Here is a 19,173-nt window from a genome sequence, read left to right on the forward strand (position 1 = left end):
GTTGATGAAAAGTGGCGGCGCGACACTTGGGCGCATCCGCGCCCTTGCGCCATTCCCTCAATCGGATAGAAGCGCTCAATCAACCGCGCCTTAAGGTGCGATCAGGGATAACAGGGACCATGCGCGCGCTTTTCGACAGACTGCCAGATATCGTGAAGAAGGCGCTGATCTTCATCCCGATCCGCTTCAGCGGCCTGGCAACGCAGCTCCTGACCTCCATCCTGATCGCCCGTATTCTGGGCGTCGCGGATTTCGGCGCGTATAGCTATGCGATGACCATCGTGACCCTGTTCGTGGCGTTCTGCACGCTCGGGCTCAGCGCGATTTCCGTGCGGGAGTTTGCGGCTTTTTATACCCGCGGCGACAGCGGACGGCTCCGCGGCTATATCACGGTGATGCTCGCGACCATGGTGCTGACGGCGCTGATCCTCGGCACCGGTCTTTATTTTGGCGAGGTCAGCGGGCGCATGGCGCTCGCGCCCGGTTGGGCGCTGGTGCTGGCGGTGATCCTGACGCAAGCGCTGACGAATATGCTGTCGGAGCTTCTGAGTGGCATGCAGCGGATCAACACCGCGCAATGGATCTCCACCCTGCCGCGCGCCTTCAGCTATATGATCGCGATCTATGTGCTGTATCTCTTCGGCTTCGACTTTACGCCGCGCACTCTCTTTATTCTCTACGCGGTTCTGACCCTGCCGATGATCCTGAGCATGCTGCGCATCGCCTACCGCGATCTTCGCGCCCGTTTCGAGCGCTTCGACAAGCCGGTGTTCGAGACGCGGATCTGGCTCTTCTCCTCGCTCCCGATTGCCCTGCAACTGTTCAGCCAGAATTTGAGCAGCCAGATCGACATCATCATGCTCGCCAATATGATGACGGATTACGAGGTCGGGCTCTACAAAGCCGCCTTCCGGGCCGCGAGCCTCGGCACCTTGGGCGCGCTGATCGCGGTGAGCGTCCTGCGCCCGATGCTGGCGCGGGCGGCGGCACAGGACAATCAGCCGGAAGCGCAGCGCCTCTTGGCCATGACAGCCGGGATGTCGGCACTCTTCGGCTTGCCGCTCTGGGGCATTATCGGGTTTTGGGGCGAAAGCATTCTGGCCATTTTCAGCCAAGAATTCACCGCAGGGACGGCGACGCTCCGCTATCTTCTGATTGGCCAGTTCGTAAATATCGTCACAGGTGCAGGTGGGGTTATCCTCATGATCTACCGCTACGAGCGCGACATTCTTTACCTCCAATTCCTCGCCATCGTGATGAATATCGTCCTCAACTACATCCTCATTAGCTGGCTCGGTCTGAATGGTGCGGCCATTGCGACGACGATTTCCATGACGGTTATCAACATCATCATGACCGTGCTGGCGTGGCGGCGGGTTGGCCTCGATCCAACGCCACTCGCGACTTTGAAACTCGGGCGGCAATGGCTGGCGCGGCGGGCGGCGCGTTAGGCGGACGCGGTTTCGCGGGTGATGAACGCGTCTAGCGCCGCTTGCGCCTTCGCTGCGGCGGTTTCTAATCGCTCAGGATCACTTAGCTGACCACCGCCCTCCCCGGCAATCTTCGAAAGACGTGTCGCGGCTGTGCGCTCGAAAGGGACAGAAAGCCACCGCGCGGGCGGAGATTGCAGGAGCCGAACCGATTGCCGCCCCAAAAGCCGCCGTTTGCCGTAATGGGTGATCGCCTCATGCACAGAGCCGGGGCGCGGGTCGGCCCAGTCGATATCCACACCGAGCGATGCCGCCCAATCCTCCCATTTGCCGCGATGATCGACCAAAAGCGGGCGCAGCGCACGCCAAGGCGTTCGCAGGATATCGGCGAGGATCACGCCGTGCATCGCTTCGCTGAGAAGCAAATCCAACCCGCTAATCTGGCTGAGAATTTCTTCAGGCGTGTGGCGTGGATCGACGAAAATGAGACCCGCGCGCGCGCAGATGGCTTCCCAGTCGGCCCGGTAAAGGGAAGCATAATGCGGCATGACACCGATCCCGCCGGGGGTTGCCGGCGCCGGGATCTGATCCCGCAGGCCATGCACCAGAATAGCCCCGTCGGTGATCGCAAGATCGGCGGGCAGACCGAGTGCGGCGGCGGTCTGCGGACCGCGTAGAAACAGCGTCTCCCACTGCCCTTCATCCATCGTCGGCGGAGGGCGATACCCGCCATAGCCGGACCCCGCGATAATGTAGCGCCGCGCGGGTGGCAGAGCGTTCGAGAGGATCGAGCCGATGCCGAGAAACAGCGTCTCGCCATCCTCGTCGAGAAACGCTTCCGGCAGCAGTTTCGGCCACATCCAGGCGTTCAACTCGTCCCCAAAATTGGTCGGGTCGCTTTTGAAATAATGCAGTTTCATTCTTGGCGATCCCCCTCGCCGAAAATATCTCGCGAGATCAGCAGGCCCTTGCTTCGCAGCGTTTCGATCTGCTTCTCATCCAGCGTGTAAAGCCCGCGAAACAAGCGCCGCAGCGCTTCTGAACCCGCCTTATAAGCCCGCCGGAATTGCGCGAATTGCCAGCGTCTTTGCCGCGAGCGGCGGGACAGGAGCGCTCTCGGCGTCTCCAATGCCGGGACGCGGAATTTCTTGACCCAGCGGTCGAAACTGATGGCGTCGAAATGGGCGAGATAGGTCTGGGAAAGCGGCGCTCCGAGGTCTTCGGCGGATGTTGTGATCGGCTTTCCGTCCCGCCGCACGGTGTGAAGGCGAAACTCGTCGAACACCGCACCGCGCCGCAGAATGAATTTGCCGCTGGTGTGGCCCACAAACCCACGCCGCATCATCAACCCGGCGGGACCGTAAAGGCGCAGCGCGCGAAGCGCCTTGCGCCAGCGGCTGTCCGCGCTTTCGGGGCGGAGAACGCGGAACCAGTGTGAGCCGAAAGGTGTGTCGATGCCCTCGCCCGGCCCCCAGACGGCTTCGATAGGCGGGAAGAGAACTGCGTCCACCTCCCTCGGCACCGCGTCAAAAATCTCGACCAACGGCTTGGGGCCGTTCAGAAATTCGTCCGCATCGCAGGGCAAAACCCAATCTGCTTCAAGACCTCGGAACACATGCTGAAACACCGCAATCTGACGCGGCTCCACCGCTTCGGGGCGCGGCATATCGAGCGACGCCCAGAACGCCGCATCGCAAGCCCGGACCGTCACATTTCCCTCGGCAAGCGCAGCGACGGCGTCCGGCACCGTCTCCGCATCAAAGAACAGATGGATCTTCGCCGCCCCTTGCCCCCGATAATAGGCGATGAAATGCGCAATGATCTCAGGATCTTCCCGCATCATGCTGACAACATCAAACCGCGCCATACTGTCTCGCCACACCGTGTAAAAGCCCGACTATGGACGGGCGCGGGCCTGCAATCAACCGATCACATTCGGCAGGGTTGATGCGTCGAGGCCGGGGAAGATTTTGGTTTCCAAATCCTCCACCGTCACGCCGTAAAGCGCGTGGAGCGCGGAGCCGGCATAGGCGCGGACATCGGCGGTCGGCATGAGGTCGCGGCCCGCGAAAAGATCGCTGTCGGCAAGGCCCGGCCAGTCGCCGAAGACCTGTCCGCCCCGGATCGCGCCGCCCGCCATGACGAGCGCGCCGCCGGTCCCGTGATCGGTGCCGCCCGAGCCGTTTTCCCGCGCGGTGCGGCCAAACTCGGTCATCGCCATCACGGCGGTATTCTCCCAATTCGGGCCAAGCGTCTGTTTCAGCGTCAGAATCGCCGAGGACAAACCGGCAAGAGCGCGTTTGATCCCGCCCGATTGCGCCCGGTGCGTGTCCCAACCGTTCAGAGAAAAGGCGGCGATCCGCGTGTCCTCATTGAGCCGCTGGCCCGCGAATTCCGCGATCCGGGCGGCGACACCCTTGGCCTCGCTCTCGCTATTGGCCGCCTCGCCCTTGCTGATCGCGAAGGCCTGTTCGGCGGCGCTGTGAAAGAGCGGGTCCTCTTCATAGACGGCGTTCAGCAGCAACTCGGCCTGCGGCGACATCACGAGCCGGGTTTGCGGCGACCAACTCAGCAGCTTGGCATCGCCCGCCATGATGGGCATCTGGTCGGTCCCGACGCTGTAGCCGGTCGCGGCGGTCGCATCGGGCATGGTCTGGATGAGACGGTTGAGCCAGCCGCTGCGCGCCATCTCGCGCGGCGCGTCCATCCCGGTGCCCGCTTCCAGAAGATCCTGCCCGTCGAAATGGCTGCGCTTGTCGCGATAAGGCGTGGACACCGCATGGGCAAAGCTGAGGTCCTTGGCGTCCCAGAGCGGGCGCAGATCTTTCAGCGCGGGATGAAGGGCGTAAAACCCATCGAGATCAGTCGCGCCCGCTTCAGCGCCGAGGATTTTGGGGCGGTATTGGGCCAGCAGCGGGTCGCCATAGGGGCGCACCACGTCGAGCCCGTCCATCGCGCCGCGCAGAATGATGGTGACGAAGCGCTTCTCGCCCGGCGTCGCCGCTAGCGTGATCGGCGTGATCAGCGGCATCGCGGCGAGCGAGCAGGCAGAGAGGGCCGCCTGTCCCAGAAATGACCGTCGTGTCAGCATGTTACGCTCCCTAGCGGCGGTTGAATTGTGGTGAGGAGAGGATGACGCCGACCCCGTCCCGGCGGGTCTCCGCGCCGCGCGCGGCAAAGGTCAGCGTCGGGCTGGCCAGCTCGCCAAGGGCGGTTTCGACAAAGGCGCGCGGGTCGGGCAATTGGTCGAACATGATGCGCGGCATCTGCATCGACCACGTGATCCGCTCCGAGAGAAGCTGCGGCGCGGTCCAGTAATCGGCCTCTTCGGGCCAGCCATCGGGGCCCGCGGGATTGAGCCACGGTTGACCCATTTTGCGAACCGGGATGAAGAGGCGTCGGTTGACGTCGTTAAAAGACAGAGCATTGAGCGCATCGGCACTCATCCCCAAGGCTCGACAAGAAGAGGCCACGAAATCAAACGGTTGTTTGACTTTCTCGCCGAATGTCTCGGTCGCAGCGGGATGGGTCAGCAGAACGTGATAGACCTGCATGAGATCCCCACCCGTCTCCGTGAAACGCGCGGCAAGTGCGCTGACCAAATCCTCAGGCGGCGTATCTGATATGAAATGCACAGCAAGTTTGCGCGCCAAATGTTGGGCGGTTTCAGGATGAATGGCGAGATCATCGAGAACCGCATGAATATGCGACAGATCCGCCTCGCCGCCGCCATAGCTTTGCCCGAGCACGGTTTCGGACCCCGGCTCAGCCCGGTTCGGTGCGAATTGGCGCTCTCCATTGGGATCGACGATGAGCCCCGTCAACAGCTTGGCGAGTTCGCGCACATCCGTCTGGGAGTAGCTGCCGCCAACGCCAACCGTGTGAAGTTCCATCAACTCCCGAGCAAGGTTTTCGTTGAGACCGCGTCCATCCGCTCGCACCCCGGCGGGCGAGTTTGGTCCGATCGAACTTCCCTGATCCAGACTGATCAACATTGCCGGATGGAGGGTGGCCGCGCGAAGCAGCGCCTGAAAGGACCCGGAAATATTTGGGCGGATCGCGTCTTCAATAAAAGCCGGTAAAAATGGCTGACGTATCGCGCCACTGACACGTGTTGTGAAATGGTCCATCCAGAAGGCTACAAGACGCTCGCGAAATCCATTGGGTGCCGCCGCGATCCTGGCGACCGCGGTCCGCAACGCAAGATGCCTCTGGCGTGCATTGTTGATCGCCTTTTGCCGATAGGCTTTCTGATCTGCACCATCACCGCTTTTTCGCCGCGCTTGGCTCAACGCTTGCGCACGCCGATACATCCGCAGCGCCCGCTTCGTATCCACCGACGGATACCGCGCTGCCATCTCATCCGGGCCGGCGAGATCGGCAAGCAGGTCCTCGGGCCGCGTGGCTCCACCCCGATCCGGCGCAAAGCCATAGCCGAAGCGGATTGCGGCGACGGTTTCAAACGATGGCGCACTCATAAATATCCCCTGCCAACTCACAGGCGGAGGTTACAGGAGCGCGCCGGGATTGAAACGTCACAATTTGGCGACGCCCATGCCGCAGCGCAGCAACAAACGACGGCAATTCTCCGCCTATTCTCAATGGCGTGACTTGAATGACGCTTACGTTAGGGCCAAGTTTTAGGACACGCAGACGGGCGAAATGAGATGTGCATCTTGGTGTGGCCTGCTTCTGGACATTGCTTCGCAATCAACTCGACAATGTTCCCTCACCCAACTTTCGAAGCAGGCCACACCAAGATGCACGCAGCGTCTTCTCAGATCTGCGCACCCCCACGCTTCCAAAATCACCTTAGCGGCGGATTGTCGCTGCGTCAGCGTGTCTTTACTGATAAAAAAATTAAAATCGTGAGCATTTGCAGCAAAGGCAGGCCACAAAAAACCCGGCGCGTGTGGCCGGGTTTTTCAATGCTATGGAAACTTTTGCTTTTACGCGGTTTTATGCGTTGCCGCGCATCCGCCCGATGGTCGCGCCATAGAGTGGAACGAGGATTTTTTCCACAATCGGGATCAGGATCAGACCGATAATCAGGCCGATCACACCGTCGCAGAAGGCCGTGACGAGCCAGTTGACGAGGCCGGGCGCGGAGGGCACAGCCGCGGCGGCATTCTCGGCGAGGTGCTTGATGGTCTCGTAAGGCTCGTGCATCCCCATCTGATGCGCGCCGTGCAGGATGATTTGCCCGCCGACCCAGATCATCGCCGCGGTGCCGATCACCAGCAGCGCGTTCATGAAGCCCGGCATGACCCTCACAATGCCTTCACCGAGACTGGAGAGGAAACCGCTTTCCTTCGCGGCCAGATGCACGCCCACATCATCGGCCTTCACGATGATCGCGACCGAGCCGTAGACGAGAATGGTGATGCCAATCGCGACCACGGCCAGCACCAGCGCCTCTTCCCAGAGCGGCAGATCATCGGGCAGCGCGGAGAGCGCGATGGTCATGATCTCGGCGGAGAGGATGAAGTCGGTCTTGATCGCGCCGGCGACGCGCTTTTCTTCGAGCGCCGCGCCGTCCCCCTCGGGGTGAATGTGCTTTTCGGACTCGTGATTGTCTTTGGAAACAAAGAGATGCGCGACCTTCTCGGCCCCTTCGAAACAGAGATAGGCGCCGCCCAGCATCAGCAGCGGCGGGATCATCCAGGGCGCGAAGGTCGCCAGAATGAGCGCGATCGGCAGCAGGATGACCAGCTTGTTGAAGATCGAGCCACGCGCGATTTTCCACACAATCGGCAATTCGCGGGCCGCATCGAAGCCCTTCATATATTTCGGCGTCACGGCGGCATCGTCGATCACCGCGCCCATGGCTTTCGAGCCCGCCTTGGCCGCCTGCCCGGCCACATCGTCGAGCGAGGCCGCCGCCACTTTGGAAATTGCCGCCACATCATCGAGAAGAGCCAAAAGTCCGCTCATTACACCGCTCCATTAAGATTTGTGGCGACAATAACCATCTTGAGGCACAGGAAAAAGAGCGAATGACGTGTGGTCGTATTAACCAGTTAAGCCTCCGATCAGAATGAGCGCCTGCCCGAGCCAGTAGGCGGGCCAGAGCGCCAGCGCGAGGCGGCGGTGGCTTGCGCCTTCCGTGATCACAAAGAGATGAAGCGCGAGCAGGAGATCCGAGAGGATGAAGAGCGCCGCCCCGATTTGCATAGGCCCGAGCGGCAAGGTCAGCGCGGCGAGGCCCATCAAGGTGATGACGGCGACATAGAGGCGCACGGGCCAGCGGACTGTGCCGGTATGGGGCGCGAGCCAAAACTCGGTGGAGGCGGCGAGGAGGAGCAGCGCCGCAGCAGGCGCAATCGCGACGCCGCGGGAGAGGTTAATCATCTCAACCGCATAGAAAAGGTGGCCGAGGGCGAAGGCCGCCATGCCCGCCAGAAACGCCCGCTCCCCCGGACGCGAGAGCGCCAGATCGCCAAGCGCGCCGAAGGCCAGCCCCGCGACGATCAGCGGCGGCGCATCCGCCAAGACGCCCGCCAGCGCCAGTCCGGCGGTGGAGACCGTTTTCACCATGCTTTTCGCCGCACTCGGCCCGGCCACCGCATAGCGGAGGCCAAAAAGAAGGGCGGCCAGAGAACTGACCGCCACAACCATCATCGAGAATTCTGTCATCGTTACGCCCCTTCTCTTTGGCCGTAACAGATTAAGAAAACGTTAGCCAAACTCTTCCTGAAGGAAGGCGTCGAAATCGGCCCAGCTCCGCTTGTCGGCTTCCTCGTTATAGCGATCCGACCCGATCACGGAGAAGGCATGGGGCGCGCCGTAATACACCTCGGCCTTGTAAGGCGTGCCGGAGGCCTCGAACGCCTCGACCAGCGCGGCGAGATCGGACATCGGCACCGCCTCATCCGCGCCGCCGTGATAGATCCGCATCGGCACATCGACTCCGGCGTAATCCTGATTCACCGCATCCCCGAAACTGCCATGGAAGCTGGCATAGCCAACGATCCCCTCGGGCTGCGCCAGCGCCATTTCGAGCGCCACCGCCCCGCCGAAGCAATAGCCCGCAAGGATCGCATCGCCCATGCCCTGTTCCTTCGCGGCGTCCAGCCCGGCAAGGGTGAGCGCCCGCATCATCTCGCGGTCATTATAGAGCTTCTCCGTCTCAGCCCGGTTGCCCTCAACGCTGTCCGGCCGCACACCCGCGCCGTAAAGATCGACCGCAAAGGCGTTATAGCCCATCTCGGCCAGCATATCGGCGCGGTCCTTTTCATATTGCGTCAGACCGTCCCAGTCATGGACGATCAGCACCGTGCCCTTGGCGTCCTCGGCCATGGCCATATAGCCTTCAAAATCACGCCCTTCGGCGCTGTAAGTCACGGCCTCCCCCGCCATCGCGGTCCCGGCCATCAGGCTTGCGGCTAAAGTCAGATATTTCATCTGGGTTCTCCCTTGTCTCGCGGTCGCTGCGTCGGCCCAATTGCCGCGCGCGCCGCGCGTTCCGGCGACGCTGTTGTCGCCCTTGGTCTCATACCTTGGCCCTTTGCCCAGGCTCTTCATTAACGGTCATGGTGACAGAGTTGTTGCTATAAACAAGTTATTTTCTCGCAATCGTGACACAGCGGCGCGGCGCGCCCGTTTGGCCGCCCCACCCCCCTCCTGCCCCTTTTGATTGCACCTGCCGCCCCCCTTGGATAAGGTGCGCCGAAGGTAATAATTGAGGCCATTTCGTGAGCGACACGCCCGAGCAAAACGACAATCCGACCGAGACCGAAAATTCGCTGCCGCCCCATGGTCCGGGCGAGGCTGGCGATGCGCCGCCGCCCCCGCCGAGCGGGCCGGAGATCACCGTCGAAGAGGAGATGAAATCCTCCTATCTCGACTATGCGATGAGCGTGATCGTCTCCCGCGCGATCCCCGATCTGCGCGACGGTTTGAAGCCCGTTCACCGCCGCATCCTCTACGCGATGCACGAGACCGGCAACACCCATGACAAGGCCTACCGCAAATCGGCGCGGCCCGTGGGCGATGTGATGGGCAAATACCACCCCCATGGCGACTCGGCGATTTATGACGCGCTGGTGCGGATGGCGCAGGATTTCTCCATGTCGCTGCCGCTCCTCGACGGTCAGGGCAATTTCGGCTCCATGGATGGCGACGGTGCGGCGGCGATGCGCTACACCGAAGTGCGGATGGACAAGCCCGCCGGTGCGCTGCTGGCGGATATCGAATCCGACACTGTTGATTTTCAGGACAATTACGACGGCAAGGACCGCGAGCCGACGGTGCTTCCGGCGCGCTTCCCCAATATGCTCGTCAATGGTGCGGGCGGGATCGCGGTCGGGATGGCGACGAACATTCCGCCACATAACCTTGGCGAAGTGGTCGATGGCACGCTGGCCCTCATCGAGAACCCGGATCTGACCAGCGAAGATCTGATGGAGTATATCCCCGCCCCGGATTTCCCGACGGGCGGCGTGATCCTTGGCCGCTCCGGCGCGCGCAAGGCCTATCTCGAAGGGCGCGGCTCCGTGGTGATCCGGGCGAAAACCGATGTGGAGGAAATCCGCGCGGGCCGTCAGGCGATTGTCGTCAGCGAGATCCCCTATCAGGTCAACAAGGCGACCATGATCGAGCGTATTGCCGAAATGGCCCGCGACAAGCGCATCGAAGGCATCGCCCATGTGCAGGACGAGTCGGACCGGTTCGGCGTGCGCGTGGTGATCGAGCTGAAGCGCGACGCGACCCCCGATGTGGTGCTGAACCAGCTTTACCGCTTCACCCCGATGCAGACCTCGTTCGGCTGCAACATGCTGGCGCTGAATGGCGGGCGGCCCGAGCAATTGACGCTCCGGGGCTTTCTCACCGCCTTTGTTGCCTTCCGCGAAGAGGTGGTGGCCCGCCGCACGGCGTTCCTGCTGAACAAGGCGCGCGACCGCAGCCACATCCTCTGCGGCCTCGCCGTGGCGGTCTCGAATGTTGATGAGGTCGTGCAAACCATCCGCGCCTCCGCCGACGCCGCCGAAGCGCGCGAGAAGCTGATGACCCGCGCCTGGCCCGCCGAAGAGATCGCGCCCTTTATCCGCCTCATCGACGATCCGACCCATCCGATCAACGATGACGGCACCTATAACCTCTCGGAAACGCAGGCCCGCGCCATTCTTGAGCTGCGCCTCCAGCGCCTCACCCAGCTTGGGGTGAAAGAGGTGACGGACGAGCTCGAAGAGCTGGCAGGCAAGATCAAGGAATATCTCGCCATCCTGTCGTCGCGTGAGCGGATCATGGAGATTATCTCCAATGAACTCAAAGAGGTGCGCGAGGAATTCGCCGTGCCGCGCCGCTCCGAGATCGTCGATTATGCGGGCGATATGGAGGACGAGGACCTCATCGAGCCTGCCGAAATGGTCGTGACCATCACCCAAGGCGGCTACATCAAACGCACCCCGCTCGAAGACTACCGCGCGCAGAAACGCGGCGGCAAAGGCCTCGGCGGGATGGCGATGAAGGACGATGATGTGGTGACGACGCTCTTTGTCGCCAACACCCACACGCCGCTCCTGTTCTTCACCACCGACGGGATGGTCTATAAGCTGAAAACATGGCGTTTGCCGGTCGGCGGGCGCAATGCGCGCGGCAAGGCGATCGTGAACATCCTGCCGATCGATCAGGGCGTCTCCATCGCCGCGATCATGCCGGTGGACCGCCCCGAAGAGGATTGGAACGACCTGCATATCATGTTCGCCACCTCGCGCGGCACGGTGCGCAAAAACGCGCTGTCGGACTTCACCAATGTCATGCGCAACGGCAAGATCGCGATGAAGCTTGAGGACGATATGAGCCTCATCAACGCCCGCATCTGCTCGCCCGAGGATGACGTGATGCTGGTCACCGCCAAAGGCAAGGCGATCCGTTTCTCGACCGAGGAAATCCGCCTCTTCCAGGGCCGCAGCTCCACCGGTGTGCGCGGGATCAAGCTTGGCAAGGAGGACGGCGTCGTCTCCATGTCGATCATCCGCCATTTCGATGCGACGAGCGAGGAACGGCAGGCCTATCTCAAGATGCGCCGCGCCGTCGAAGGCAGCAGCGAGGAAAGCGAGAGCGACGAGGATGCGGTCGCCGATATTGCGCTCAGCCAGGAACGCTACGCCGAAATGTCCGCCGCGGAGGATCTGATCCTGACCCTCGCCAATGGCGGCACCGGCAAGCTGTCCTCCTCCCACGACTACCCCGTGCGCGGGCGCGGCGGCCAGGGCGTGCAGGCGATGGACAAGGCCATGCGCGGCGGCGATCTCGTCGCCTCCTTCCCGGTCAGCCTCGACGATCAGGTGATGCTCGTCACCGATGCCGGCCAGTCGATCCGCGTGCCCGTCGCCGGCATCTCCTTCCGCTCCCGCGGCGCCGGCGGCGTGAAAGTGTTCAACACCGGCAAAGACGAACACGTTGTCTCCGTCGCCTGGATCGCCGATCCCGGTGATGAGGACGGCGAGGCCGAGGGGATCGAAACGTCGGACGCGCCCAGCGAAGAATAAAAAAACCGCCCTCCGGGGCGGTTTTTTATTTTATAGGCGAATATAGCCGGGACAGTTCTTTTCGATCCAACGAAGATCGTCCTGATATTGCTGCGTGAGCGCAGCATGTTGCGCCTCCGAGAACGGGGCGAACTTCGCGCTCGTCTCGCTTGCAGGGGATTGCTCAAAAACCGCATTCACATAGTCGCGCCAACCCTCTTGATAAGCGGGGTCGTGAAAAGCCACCTCGACCTCTCTGACAGCGTCGCGAGATGGCGCCTTCGTCCGCTTTGGCGCGGCAAGCGCTGGAATCTCGATCGTATCGCGCGAGATGTTCAGAAAGGCGGCAATAATTGCGCCCGGATCTCGGCTGTAATCTTCGATACGCCAGACACGCAAAGGCGTATTAGCGATGACCTTCGAAATCCGCTCAATCACCGGTCGCCAACTCAACGGGTGCTCTTCCATTTCATCACAAAATTTTTGAAATTCTTCGGGAGCGATATCGTGGTAGCGAAGCGACTCCGCATAGCAGCCCGCGATGACGTCCGCGAAGTTGCGAATAGACAGCGCGAACGACAGCTCTGCGTCGCGGCGCAGGCTTGCAAGCGCACCGACTGTGCGTTCCAGCTTTGGCCAAGGGCGATGCGCGATCGCGGACTCGCAAAAACCGATGATATTCTCGTCGGACACCACCATATGCGGCGCACCCGTTCCCAGCGGCGCGAGAACCGCGTTGACTTGCCGCGCCATCAGAGGGCCGCGAATATAGGTGCGAAAATTCTTGCGACGGAGCATTTCCTGTATCGCTCCGCGCGCATGGAGTCGCGGCAAATAGTCAATCTCCATCCGTTCAAGCTGCGGACGAATCGCCTCGAGTGTATCCTGAAAATGCGTCGTTGCTGTCTTGTGCGCGCCGATATGGATCGTCCAGCTCCGAATTTTTTGATTGCTCAATGCTACCTCCGCATTTTCCTTTGCGTATTAACACTGTAGACAGGATTCGGTGACAGAAAAGACCGAACACAGAGCAGCTATATCATGTCAGAAACCTTCAAATCGCCCCGGATCACCGTGCTCATGCCTGTGCATAATGGTGAGGCCTATCTGGAAGAGGCGATGCGTTCAATGATGACGCAAACTTTCGAGGATTTTGAAATTCTGGTGGTCGATGATGCCTCCAGCGACAACACGCCAAATATGCTGCAACAGTTTCAAAAAGAGGATTCGCGAATCCGTGTTCTGCGAAGCGAAGACAACCTCAGGATCACCCGCGCTCTGAACTACGGGCTTGACCATGCGCGTGGCGAATACATTGCACGGATGGATGCAGACGATATTTCGGACCCGGAGCGGCTGGCGGTGCAGATCGCATTCATGGACGCCAATCCAGACGTATATCTCTGCGGCACGAGTGTGACGACCATTGATGAGCATGGTGAAAAGATCCGCGCCAGCACAAGAACACGAGATGATGTGCAATGCGCATGGCTCCAACCTTTTCAATGCGCGCTGATCCACCCGACCTTTTTCTTCCGGCGCATCGCACATGACGGGACGGAATTGCGGTATAACCCCGAATTTCCGATGTCGCAGGACCATGACTTCGTCAATCGCGCGCTCAAACTTGGCAAAGTCGTCTCGCTTCCGGACAATCTCGTCAAATATCGCAGTCACCCGGCCGCAACCTCACGCGCGAAATTGCACGCTCAGCGGGAAGTGTCGTTGAAAATTTGCAAATCCTTTCAACGTGATGTCTTTCCAGACGACGTCTATGAGGAGCTCGAACCTTATCGGCAAGCGCAGTTTCTTTTCCAACCCGTCCCCGCAGTCGACATTATGAGCGGCTTGATGGCGATGGCCGAATACACAAGCAAGCAACACCCGGAATATCGGCGCTGGATCTGGCGCCAGACCTCCTATCTCGCATTGCTCGCTCTGCGCGCCGCCGGAAATGATAAGAAAAACCTGCTAAAAGCCTATGCACGTGAAGGTCGGGCGTTTGTGTGGCCACTCTTCATGCGCAGGCTTGAGATTGCGAAAATCGTCCCGACGCATTCCAATCTCGATCACAAAAACAGAGGGAAGGCCAGCTAGGCCCGCTCCTCAAAACGCCCCGCTCGCCAGCATGTCCAGCCGGGGTTTGTGCCGTGCGTGATACATGTAGCGGGCCCAGTAGACGCAGGGGAGCGTCAGGAGGCCCGCGCCGATGTCGATGCTGTCGGTGAGGCGGCTGCCGCCGGGGATCTCGTCTACCGTCATCAGATGTTGCCAACGTTTCACGCCCGCGCCCCATTCGAGGGTGCGCATGATGCGCGGGCTGTCGCTGCGTTCCAGCACTTCGATATGGTAATCCTGTTTCGGCAACACGCCGAGCAGGGAGATTTTCAGATCGATTTTCTGCCCGGTGGTGAGTCGCCCCTCGGGAAACCCCTCGAAATGGACAACGCCACGCATCGAGCGGGCCAGCGCGCCATAATCCGTAACCATGCGCCACAACCGATCGGGCGGAACTGTGTAGTCATGTGCTACCGTAACGTTACGCAAAGTGCTAACCTTAATAAGTGTTCATGATTTTTAACGATGTTACACAGGCCCCGCCCGATCGAAAGCAAAATAACCCGTTCATTATTCACCATTATGCCCAATCGACTCGCCCTCACCACCTATCTTGCGCGCGACTATGACGAAGCCATCGCGTGGTTCCGCCGCGCCCTGGGATTCGTTCTGCTGGAAGACACCGATCAGGGGGGGGGGAAACGTTGGGTGCGCATGGCCCCGACCCGCACTGCGGACACGGCTTTTCTGATCGCGCGCGCGGCGACAGACGAGCAAAAAGCCTTTATCGGCAAGGCTGCGGGCGGGCGCGTCGCCTATTTTCTCGATGTGCAGGATTTTAACGCGATGCACCGGCGGATGCAGGCCGCGGGTGTCACCTTCGAGGAGGAGCCACGCAGCGAGGATTATGGCCGCGTGGCTGTGTTTCAGGATCTTTACGGCAATCGCTGGGATCTCTTGGAATTCACCAACACCTGAGACCGCCGCCAGATCTTACTGGCTCTCCGCCTCGGCGCCGTCATCAGCGTTTTCGCCATCCGACATTGCATGGTCGCCCTCTTCCATGTCGCCATGGTCCATGCCGTCCATCTCGCTCATATCGTGATCCATCTCGCCCTTCTCGGCTTCAAAGGCGGCCATATCGGCCTCGTAATCCGGATCGTTTTCGGCCAGCCAGCTTTCCATCATCTCGATCTCGGCTTCCTGCGCTTCGATCACATCTTCGGCCAGCGCGCGAACCTCGGGATCATCCCCGTTTTCAAGCACATAACGCGCCATATCAACCGCGCCGACATGGTGGGGAATCATCCCGCGCATGAAGTCGATATCGGGATCACCCGTCAGCGGCACATCCATGGCGCTGTGCATGTCGCTGGTCATCTCTTCCATGGCGTTCTGGCTGCCTGACTCTTGCGCAAAAGCGGTCCCGGCAAGGGCGACAATCGCGGTGGTGACGAGGGGCTTGAACATAGCTTTATCCTTTATAAAGACATTTGCCGCGCCACGCTGCCATGTCTGTCGGCGGAGCGAAAATAAAACCTATGTGACGCACGCCGCCGGCCGTCCGGCCCCTTCCCTTCGCCCCGCAATCGCTTTACATCCGCGCCATGACCAAACCGATCCATATCATCGGCGGGGGCCTCGCGGGCTCCGAAGCCGCCTGGCAAATCGCCGAAGCGGGCCTGCCCGTGGTGCTGCATGAAATGCGCCCCGAAAAGCCGACCTTTGCCCATCAGACCGGCGATTTTGCCGAACTGGTCTGCTCCAATTCCTTCCGCTCGGACGACAATGAGCAGAACGCGGTTGGCCTTCTGCATTGGGAGATGCGGGCGGCGAATGGCCTCATCATGGCGATGGCGGATCAGCACACGCTGCCTGCGGGCGGCGCTTTGGCGGTGGATCGGCATGGCTTCTCCGCAGCGGTGACAGCGCGCTTGAAGAATCATCCGCAAGTTACTGTAGAATATGGCGAAATCTCGGGTCTTCCGCCTGAGGACTGGGGCCAGACGATCATCGCGACCGGGCCGCAAACCTCGGAGTCGCTTGCCCATGCGATATTGGACGCGACGGGCAAGGACGGGCTGGCGTTCTTCGATGCCATTGCGCCGATTGTTTACCATGACAGCATCAATATGGACCGCGCCTGGTTCCAGTCCCGCTATGACAAGGGCGAGACGGAGGCGGAGCAGAAGGCCTACCTCAACTGCCCGATGGACAAGGCGCAATATGAGGCCTTCATCGACGCGCTGCTGGAATCCGAAAAGACCGAGTTCAAGGATTGGGAGAAGGACACGCCCTATTTCGACGGCTGCCTGCCCATCGAGGTGATGGCATCGCGCGGGCGCGATACGCTGCGCTTTGGGCCGATGAAGCCGGTGGGCCTCACCAACCCGCATGACCCGACGAACAAGCCCTATGCGGTGGTGCAACTGCGCCGGGACAACGCTTTAGGAACCCTCTTCAACATCGTGGGATTCCAGACGAAAATGAAATATGGCGCGCAGACGGATGTGCTGCGGATGATCCCCGGCCTTGAGGACGCGCGCTTTGCCCGGCTCGGCGGGATTCACCGCAATATTTTCATCAACTCGCCGGAACTTCTGGACGATCAGCTGCGCCTCAAAGCCGCGCCGCATCTGCGTTTTGCGGGTCAGGTCACGGGGGTGGAGGGCTATGTGGAGAGCGCCGCAATGGGGCTGCTTGCGGGCCGTCTCGCCGCCGCCGAAGCGCTTGGCAAAACCGCGGGCGCGCCGCCGAACACCACCGCCATGGGCGCGCTCATCACCCATATCACCGGCGGCGCGGATGCGAAAACCTTCCAGCCGATGAACGTGAATTTCGGACTCTTCCCGCCCGTGGATGCACGCGGCGGGCGGAAGGGCCGCAAGACCCGTTACAAAGCCTATACCGACCGGGCGAAGGCGGATTTCACGGACTGGCTCGCGGGCGTCTGACCCGCGCGGGCGGCTTTTGACACGCCCCACAGGACCGTTATGATGGTCCTTATGAACAACCCACTCTCCACCGCCCTCGGATTTCTCAACCGGTATTTCGCGCAGGACCCTGACGACAGCCTGCCCCTCACCGAAGAATGGGGCCCGAGTTACGACGCGGATCTGATCGAATACGGCTATCAGAGCCATTACCGCACGGCCAAGGCGCTGTCGCAATTTGCCGAAGACAAGGCGCTGCCGCTGCTCGACCTCGGTTGCGGCACCGGGCTTTCTGCCGAAGCGCTGACCGAGGCCGGGTTTACCACGATTGACGGGGTGGACCGCTCGGAGACCATGCTCGCCGAAGCCCGCAAGAAGCCTTTTTTTCGCAACCTCATCCAAACCGATTTCACCAGCGATTTTAACATCGACGGGCAATGGGACTATGTGACCGCGATTGGCGTCATCACCCCCCATCACGCGCCGCCCGCAACGATTGTGCGGACCATGGAGCTGGTCAAACCCGGCGGGCTTTTTGCCTTTACGCAGAATGACTTGACCATGAAGCATCATGCCTATCTCGCCCAGATCAACAATCTGATCGATGGCGGGCGGGCCGAGCTTCTCTTCCGCGAACATGGGCCGCATCTGACCGGGCTGGATATGGGCGCGGATGTTTATGTGATGCGCAAGCGGTGACCGTCGAGCGCTTCGCGCCCTCGCCGACCGGGCCGCTGCATCTCGGCCACGCCTTCTCCGCCCTCACCGCCTATGACGCCGCGAGGTCCGCAGGCGGGCGGTTTCTCCTGCGCATCGAGGACATCGACCAAGGCCGCGCGCGGGCGGAATGGGAAGCGCTGATTTACGAGGATCTGGCCTGGCTCGGGATCACGTGGGAGACGCCGGTGATGCGGCAATCGGAGCGGCTGGATGTGTATCACGAGACGCTAAAGTCCCTTTGGGATCGGGCGCTTATTTACCCTTGTTCATGTAACCGCAAGGACATTGCTACCGCCCTCTCCGCCCCGCAGGAGGGCGCGCCCATGGGGCCAGACGGGCCGGTCTATCCCGGCACCTGTCGCGACAAACCGCGCCCTAAAGCGATGCCGGGCGGCATGGCCCTCCGCCTCGATATGCGCAAGGCGGCGGAGGCGGTCGGGCCGGTCGCGTTCACGGAAATCGGCGAGATCCATGGCACCCCGGAGGGCACGCGTCACGAGATCACGCCCGCGCATCTTATTGAAAATATTGGCGATGTGGTGTTGGGGCGCAAGGATATGGGCACGAGCTATCACCTCTCGGTCGTGCTGGACGACGCGGCGCAGGACGTCACCCATGTCACGCGCGGCGCCGATCTTTTCGAGGCCACCGCGATCCATGTGCTGCTGCAAAAATTGCTCGGCCTCCCCACCCCGATCTATCGCCACCACCGGCTGATCCGCGACGAAAACGGCAAACGCCTCGCCAAACGCGACGATGCGCGGGCGATCCGGCTTTACCGCGAGGACGGGGTATCGCCCTCGGAAATCCGGTCGATCATCGGGCAGGACGGCGCGGGCGGGCGCGCCTTCAGCGCCGCCACATAGTCCCGGATCAGGCCCACCCGGCGCGGACGGAAACTGGTACCGCCCTCGGCGATGCTCAGGATATGGCTGACATGGAAGGTGCGAAAATCCTCCCGCAGCTTGCAATGGACGAGCAGCATCAGGCTGCTTTCGGTGTAGGAAAGCGCGAGCGGCCAGATCTCGCGGGCCGTCACCTGCCCCTTGAGGTCGCGATAGGTGCAGTGCAGGCTGAATTCCTCCCAACAGGCGCGGTGGATGAGGTCCATATCCACCTGCGGCTCGGGCCGGATCTGCGGCGCGCGATGCGAGCGCAGAATCGCATGGGCCGCCTGCCGCGATTGCCGCTCCGGCAGGGTCGCGATGATCCGGGCGAGCGCGTCGGCCCCGGCCCGGCTCAGGCGCGGATCGCCAAGCGCCCCGAGCCCGTTCACCGCCAGCATCAGCGCCTCGATCTCCAGCCGGCTGAAGGATTGCGGCGGCAGCGCGCGGTCCTCGGTGAGCGTATAGCCAAGCCCCGCCTCCCCGTCGATCAGCGCGCCGCCGGCCCGAAGCGTCGCAATATCGCGGTAAATCTGGCGCGGCGAGACATCGGTTTCCGCCGCCAGCCGCGCGGCCGTGACCGGCGCGGGCAAGCGGCGCAGCGCGTCCATCAGACGCATCAAACGATCTGTACGGGCCATCGCTCCCTCCTGACGCAAATTGTCAGCAGGCCAAG

General features: G+C 61.5%; 18 protein-coding genes. 7 read left to right on the forward strand and 11 right to left on the reverse strand.

Translation table 11 applies throughout. The features are described from left to right. Positions 1–119: 119 nt before the first annotated feature. The gene (locus ACMA5I_RS13625; protein WP_525886824.1) at positions 120–1,451 is read left to right on the forward strand and encodes an oligosaccharide flippase family protein; all 1,332 of its coding nucleotides are present in this window, start codon (positions 120–122) and stop codon (positions 1,449–1,451) included. Here the strand turns inward: ACMA5I_RS13625 and ACMA5I_RS13630 are convergent. The 7 genes from ACMA5I_RS13630 to ACMA5I_RS13660 all read right to left on the reverse strand — a co-directional run bounded on the left by ACMA5I_RS13630 (position 1,448) and on the right by ACMA5I_RS13660 (position 8,834). After that, positions 1,448–2,350 carry a polysaccharide pyruvyl transferase family protein gene (locus ACMA5I_RS13630; RefSeq protein WP_525886825.1) on the reverse strand — a complete coding sequence of 301 codons (903 nt, stop codon included), beginning with the start codon at positions 2,348–2,350 and terminating at the stop codon, positions 1,448–1,450. The genes ACMA5I_RS13625 and ACMA5I_RS13630 overlap by 4 nt on opposite strands. Continuing rightward, positions 2,347–3,297 carry a glycosyltransferase family protein gene (locus tag ACMA5I_RS13635; RefSeq protein ID WP_525886826.1) on the reverse strand — a complete coding sequence of 317 codons (951 nt, stop codon included), beginning with the start codon at positions 3,295–3,297 and terminating at the stop codon, positions 2,347–2,349. Before ACMA5I_RS13635 ends, ACMA5I_RS13630 begins: the two co-directional genes overlap by 4 nt. Before the next feature lie 54 nt (positions 3,298–3,351). After that, the gene (locus ACMA5I_RS13640; protein ID WP_525886827.1) at positions 3,352–4,521 is read right to left on the reverse strand and encodes a DUF1501 domain-containing protein; all 1,170 of its coding nucleotides are present in this window, start codon (positions 4,519–4,521) and stop codon (positions 3,352–3,354) included. A gap of 10 nt (positions 4,522–4,531) precedes the next feature. Then, complete coding sequence (locus ACMA5I_RS13645; protein ID WP_525886828.1) at positions 4,532–5,908, reverse strand: DUF1800 domain-containing protein; 1,377 nt, start codon at positions 5,906–5,908, stop codon at positions 4,532–4,534. Positions 5,909–6,389: 481 nt separating this feature from the next. Further along, entirely contained in the window at positions 6,390–7,364 is a 975-nt protein-coding gene (locus ACMA5I_RS13650; protein WP_525886829.1) for a DUF808 domain-containing protein, read from the reverse strand. A 78-nt stretch (positions 7,365–7,442) separates the two neighbouring features. Next, positions 7,443–8,066, reverse strand: coding sequence for a lysoplasmalogenase family protein (locus ACMA5I_RS13655; protein WP_525886830.1), 624 nt, complete (start codon positions 8,064–8,066; stop codon positions 7,443–7,445). A 42-nt stretch (positions 8,067–8,108) separates the two neighbouring features. Next, entirely contained in the window at positions 8,109–8,834 is a 726-nt protein-coding gene (locus ACMA5I_RS13660) for a dienelactone hydrolase family protein (protein ID WP_525886831.1), read from the reverse strand. Between the two features lie 290 nt (positions 8,835–9,124). On the opposite strand from ACMA5I_RS13660, the gene gyrA reads away from it, so the two are divergent. Continuing rightward, positions 9,125–11,923 carry a DNA gyrase subunit A gene (gyrA, locus tag ACMA5I_RS13665; RefSeq protein WP_525886832.1) on the forward strand — a complete coding sequence of 933 codons (2,799 nt, stop codon included), beginning with the start codon at positions 9,125–9,127 and terminating at the stop codon, positions 11,921–11,923. Positions 11,924–11,953: 30 nt separating this feature from the next. Here gyrA and ACMA5I_RS13670 read toward each other — a convergent pair whose 3' ends face one another. After that, positions 11,954–12,859 carry a hypothetical protein gene (locus tag ACMA5I_RS13670; RefSeq protein WP_525886833.1) on the reverse strand — a complete coding sequence of 302 codons (906 nt, stop codon included), beginning with the start codon at positions 12,857–12,859 and terminating at the stop codon, positions 11,954–11,956. 84 nt (positions 12,860–12,943) lie between these two features. On the opposite strand from ACMA5I_RS13670, the gene ACMA5I_RS13675 reads away from it, so the two are divergent. Then, positions 12,944–13,999: a glycosyltransferase family 2 protein gene (locus ACMA5I_RS13675; protein ID WP_525886834.1), complete on the forward strand. Its 1,056-nt coding sequence runs from the start codon at positions 12,944–12,946 to the stop codon at positions 13,997–13,999. 9 nt (positions 14,000–14,008) lie between these two features. Here ACMA5I_RS13675 and ACMA5I_RS13680 read toward each other — a convergent pair whose 3' ends face one another. Next, a complete protein-coding gene (locus ACMA5I_RS13680) occupies positions 14,009–14,392 on the reverse strand; it encodes a hypothetical protein (RefSeq protein ID WP_525886835.1) in 384 nt (127 codons plus the stop codon). 150 nt (positions 14,393–14,542) lie between these two features. Between ACMA5I_RS13680 and ACMA5I_RS13685 the strand changes: the two genes are divergently transcribed. Further along, complete coding sequence (locus ACMA5I_RS13685; protein ID WP_525886836.1) at positions 14,543–14,938, forward strand: VOC family protein; 396 nt, start codon at positions 14,543–14,545, stop codon at positions 14,936–14,938. A gap of 15 nt (positions 14,939–14,953) precedes the next feature. On the opposite strand, the gene copM is transcribed toward ACMA5I_RS13685, so the two are convergent. Further along, entirely contained in the window at positions 14,954–15,430 is a 477-nt protein-coding gene (copM, locus tag ACMA5I_RS13690; RefSeq protein WP_525886837.1) for a CopM family metallochaperone, read from the reverse strand. A gap of 137 nt (positions 15,431–15,567) precedes the next feature. On the opposite strand from copM, the gene trmFO reads away from it, so the two are divergent. Genes trmFO through gluQRS form a run of 3 tightly spaced genes read left to right on the forward strand, consistent with a single transcriptional unit; the run spans position 15,568 to position 18,479 of the window. Further along, complete coding sequence (gene trmFO, locus ACMA5I_RS13695; protein ID WP_525886838.1) at positions 15,568–16,914, forward strand: methylenetetrahydrofolate--tRNA-(uracil(54)-C(5))-methyltransferase (FADH(2)-oxidizing) TrmFO; 1,347 nt, start codon at positions 15,568–15,570, stop codon at positions 16,912–16,914. A 51-nt stretch (positions 16,915–16,965) separates the two neighbouring features. Then, positions 16,966–17,592, forward strand: coding sequence for a class I SAM-dependent DNA methyltransferase (locus ACMA5I_RS13700; RefSeq protein ID WP_525886839.1), 627 nt, complete (start codon positions 16,966–16,968; stop codon positions 17,590–17,592). Continuing rightward, entirely contained in the window at positions 17,589–18,479 is an 891-nt protein-coding gene (gene gluQRS / locus ACMA5I_RS13705; RefSeq protein WP_525886840.1) for a tRNA glutamyl-Q(34) synthetase GluQRS, read from the forward strand. Before ACMA5I_RS13700 ends, gluQRS begins: the two co-directional genes overlap by 4 nt. On the opposite strand, the gene ACMA5I_RS13710 is transcribed toward gluQRS, so the two are convergent. Further along, positions 18,389–19,138, reverse strand: coding sequence for a helix-turn-helix transcriptional regulator (locus tag ACMA5I_RS13710; protein WP_525886841.1), 750 nt, complete (start codon positions 19,136–19,138; stop codon positions 18,389–18,391). The two genes, gluQRS and ACMA5I_RS13710, sit on opposite strands and share 91 nt — an antisense overlap. Between the last annotated feature and the right edge of the window lie 35 nt (positions 19,139–19,173).

This window comes from Jujubicoccus corallicola (assembly GCF_047345645.1).
Lineage (GTDB): Bacteria > Pseudomonadota > Alphaproteobacteria > Rhodobacterales > Rhodobacteraceae > JBLEFH01.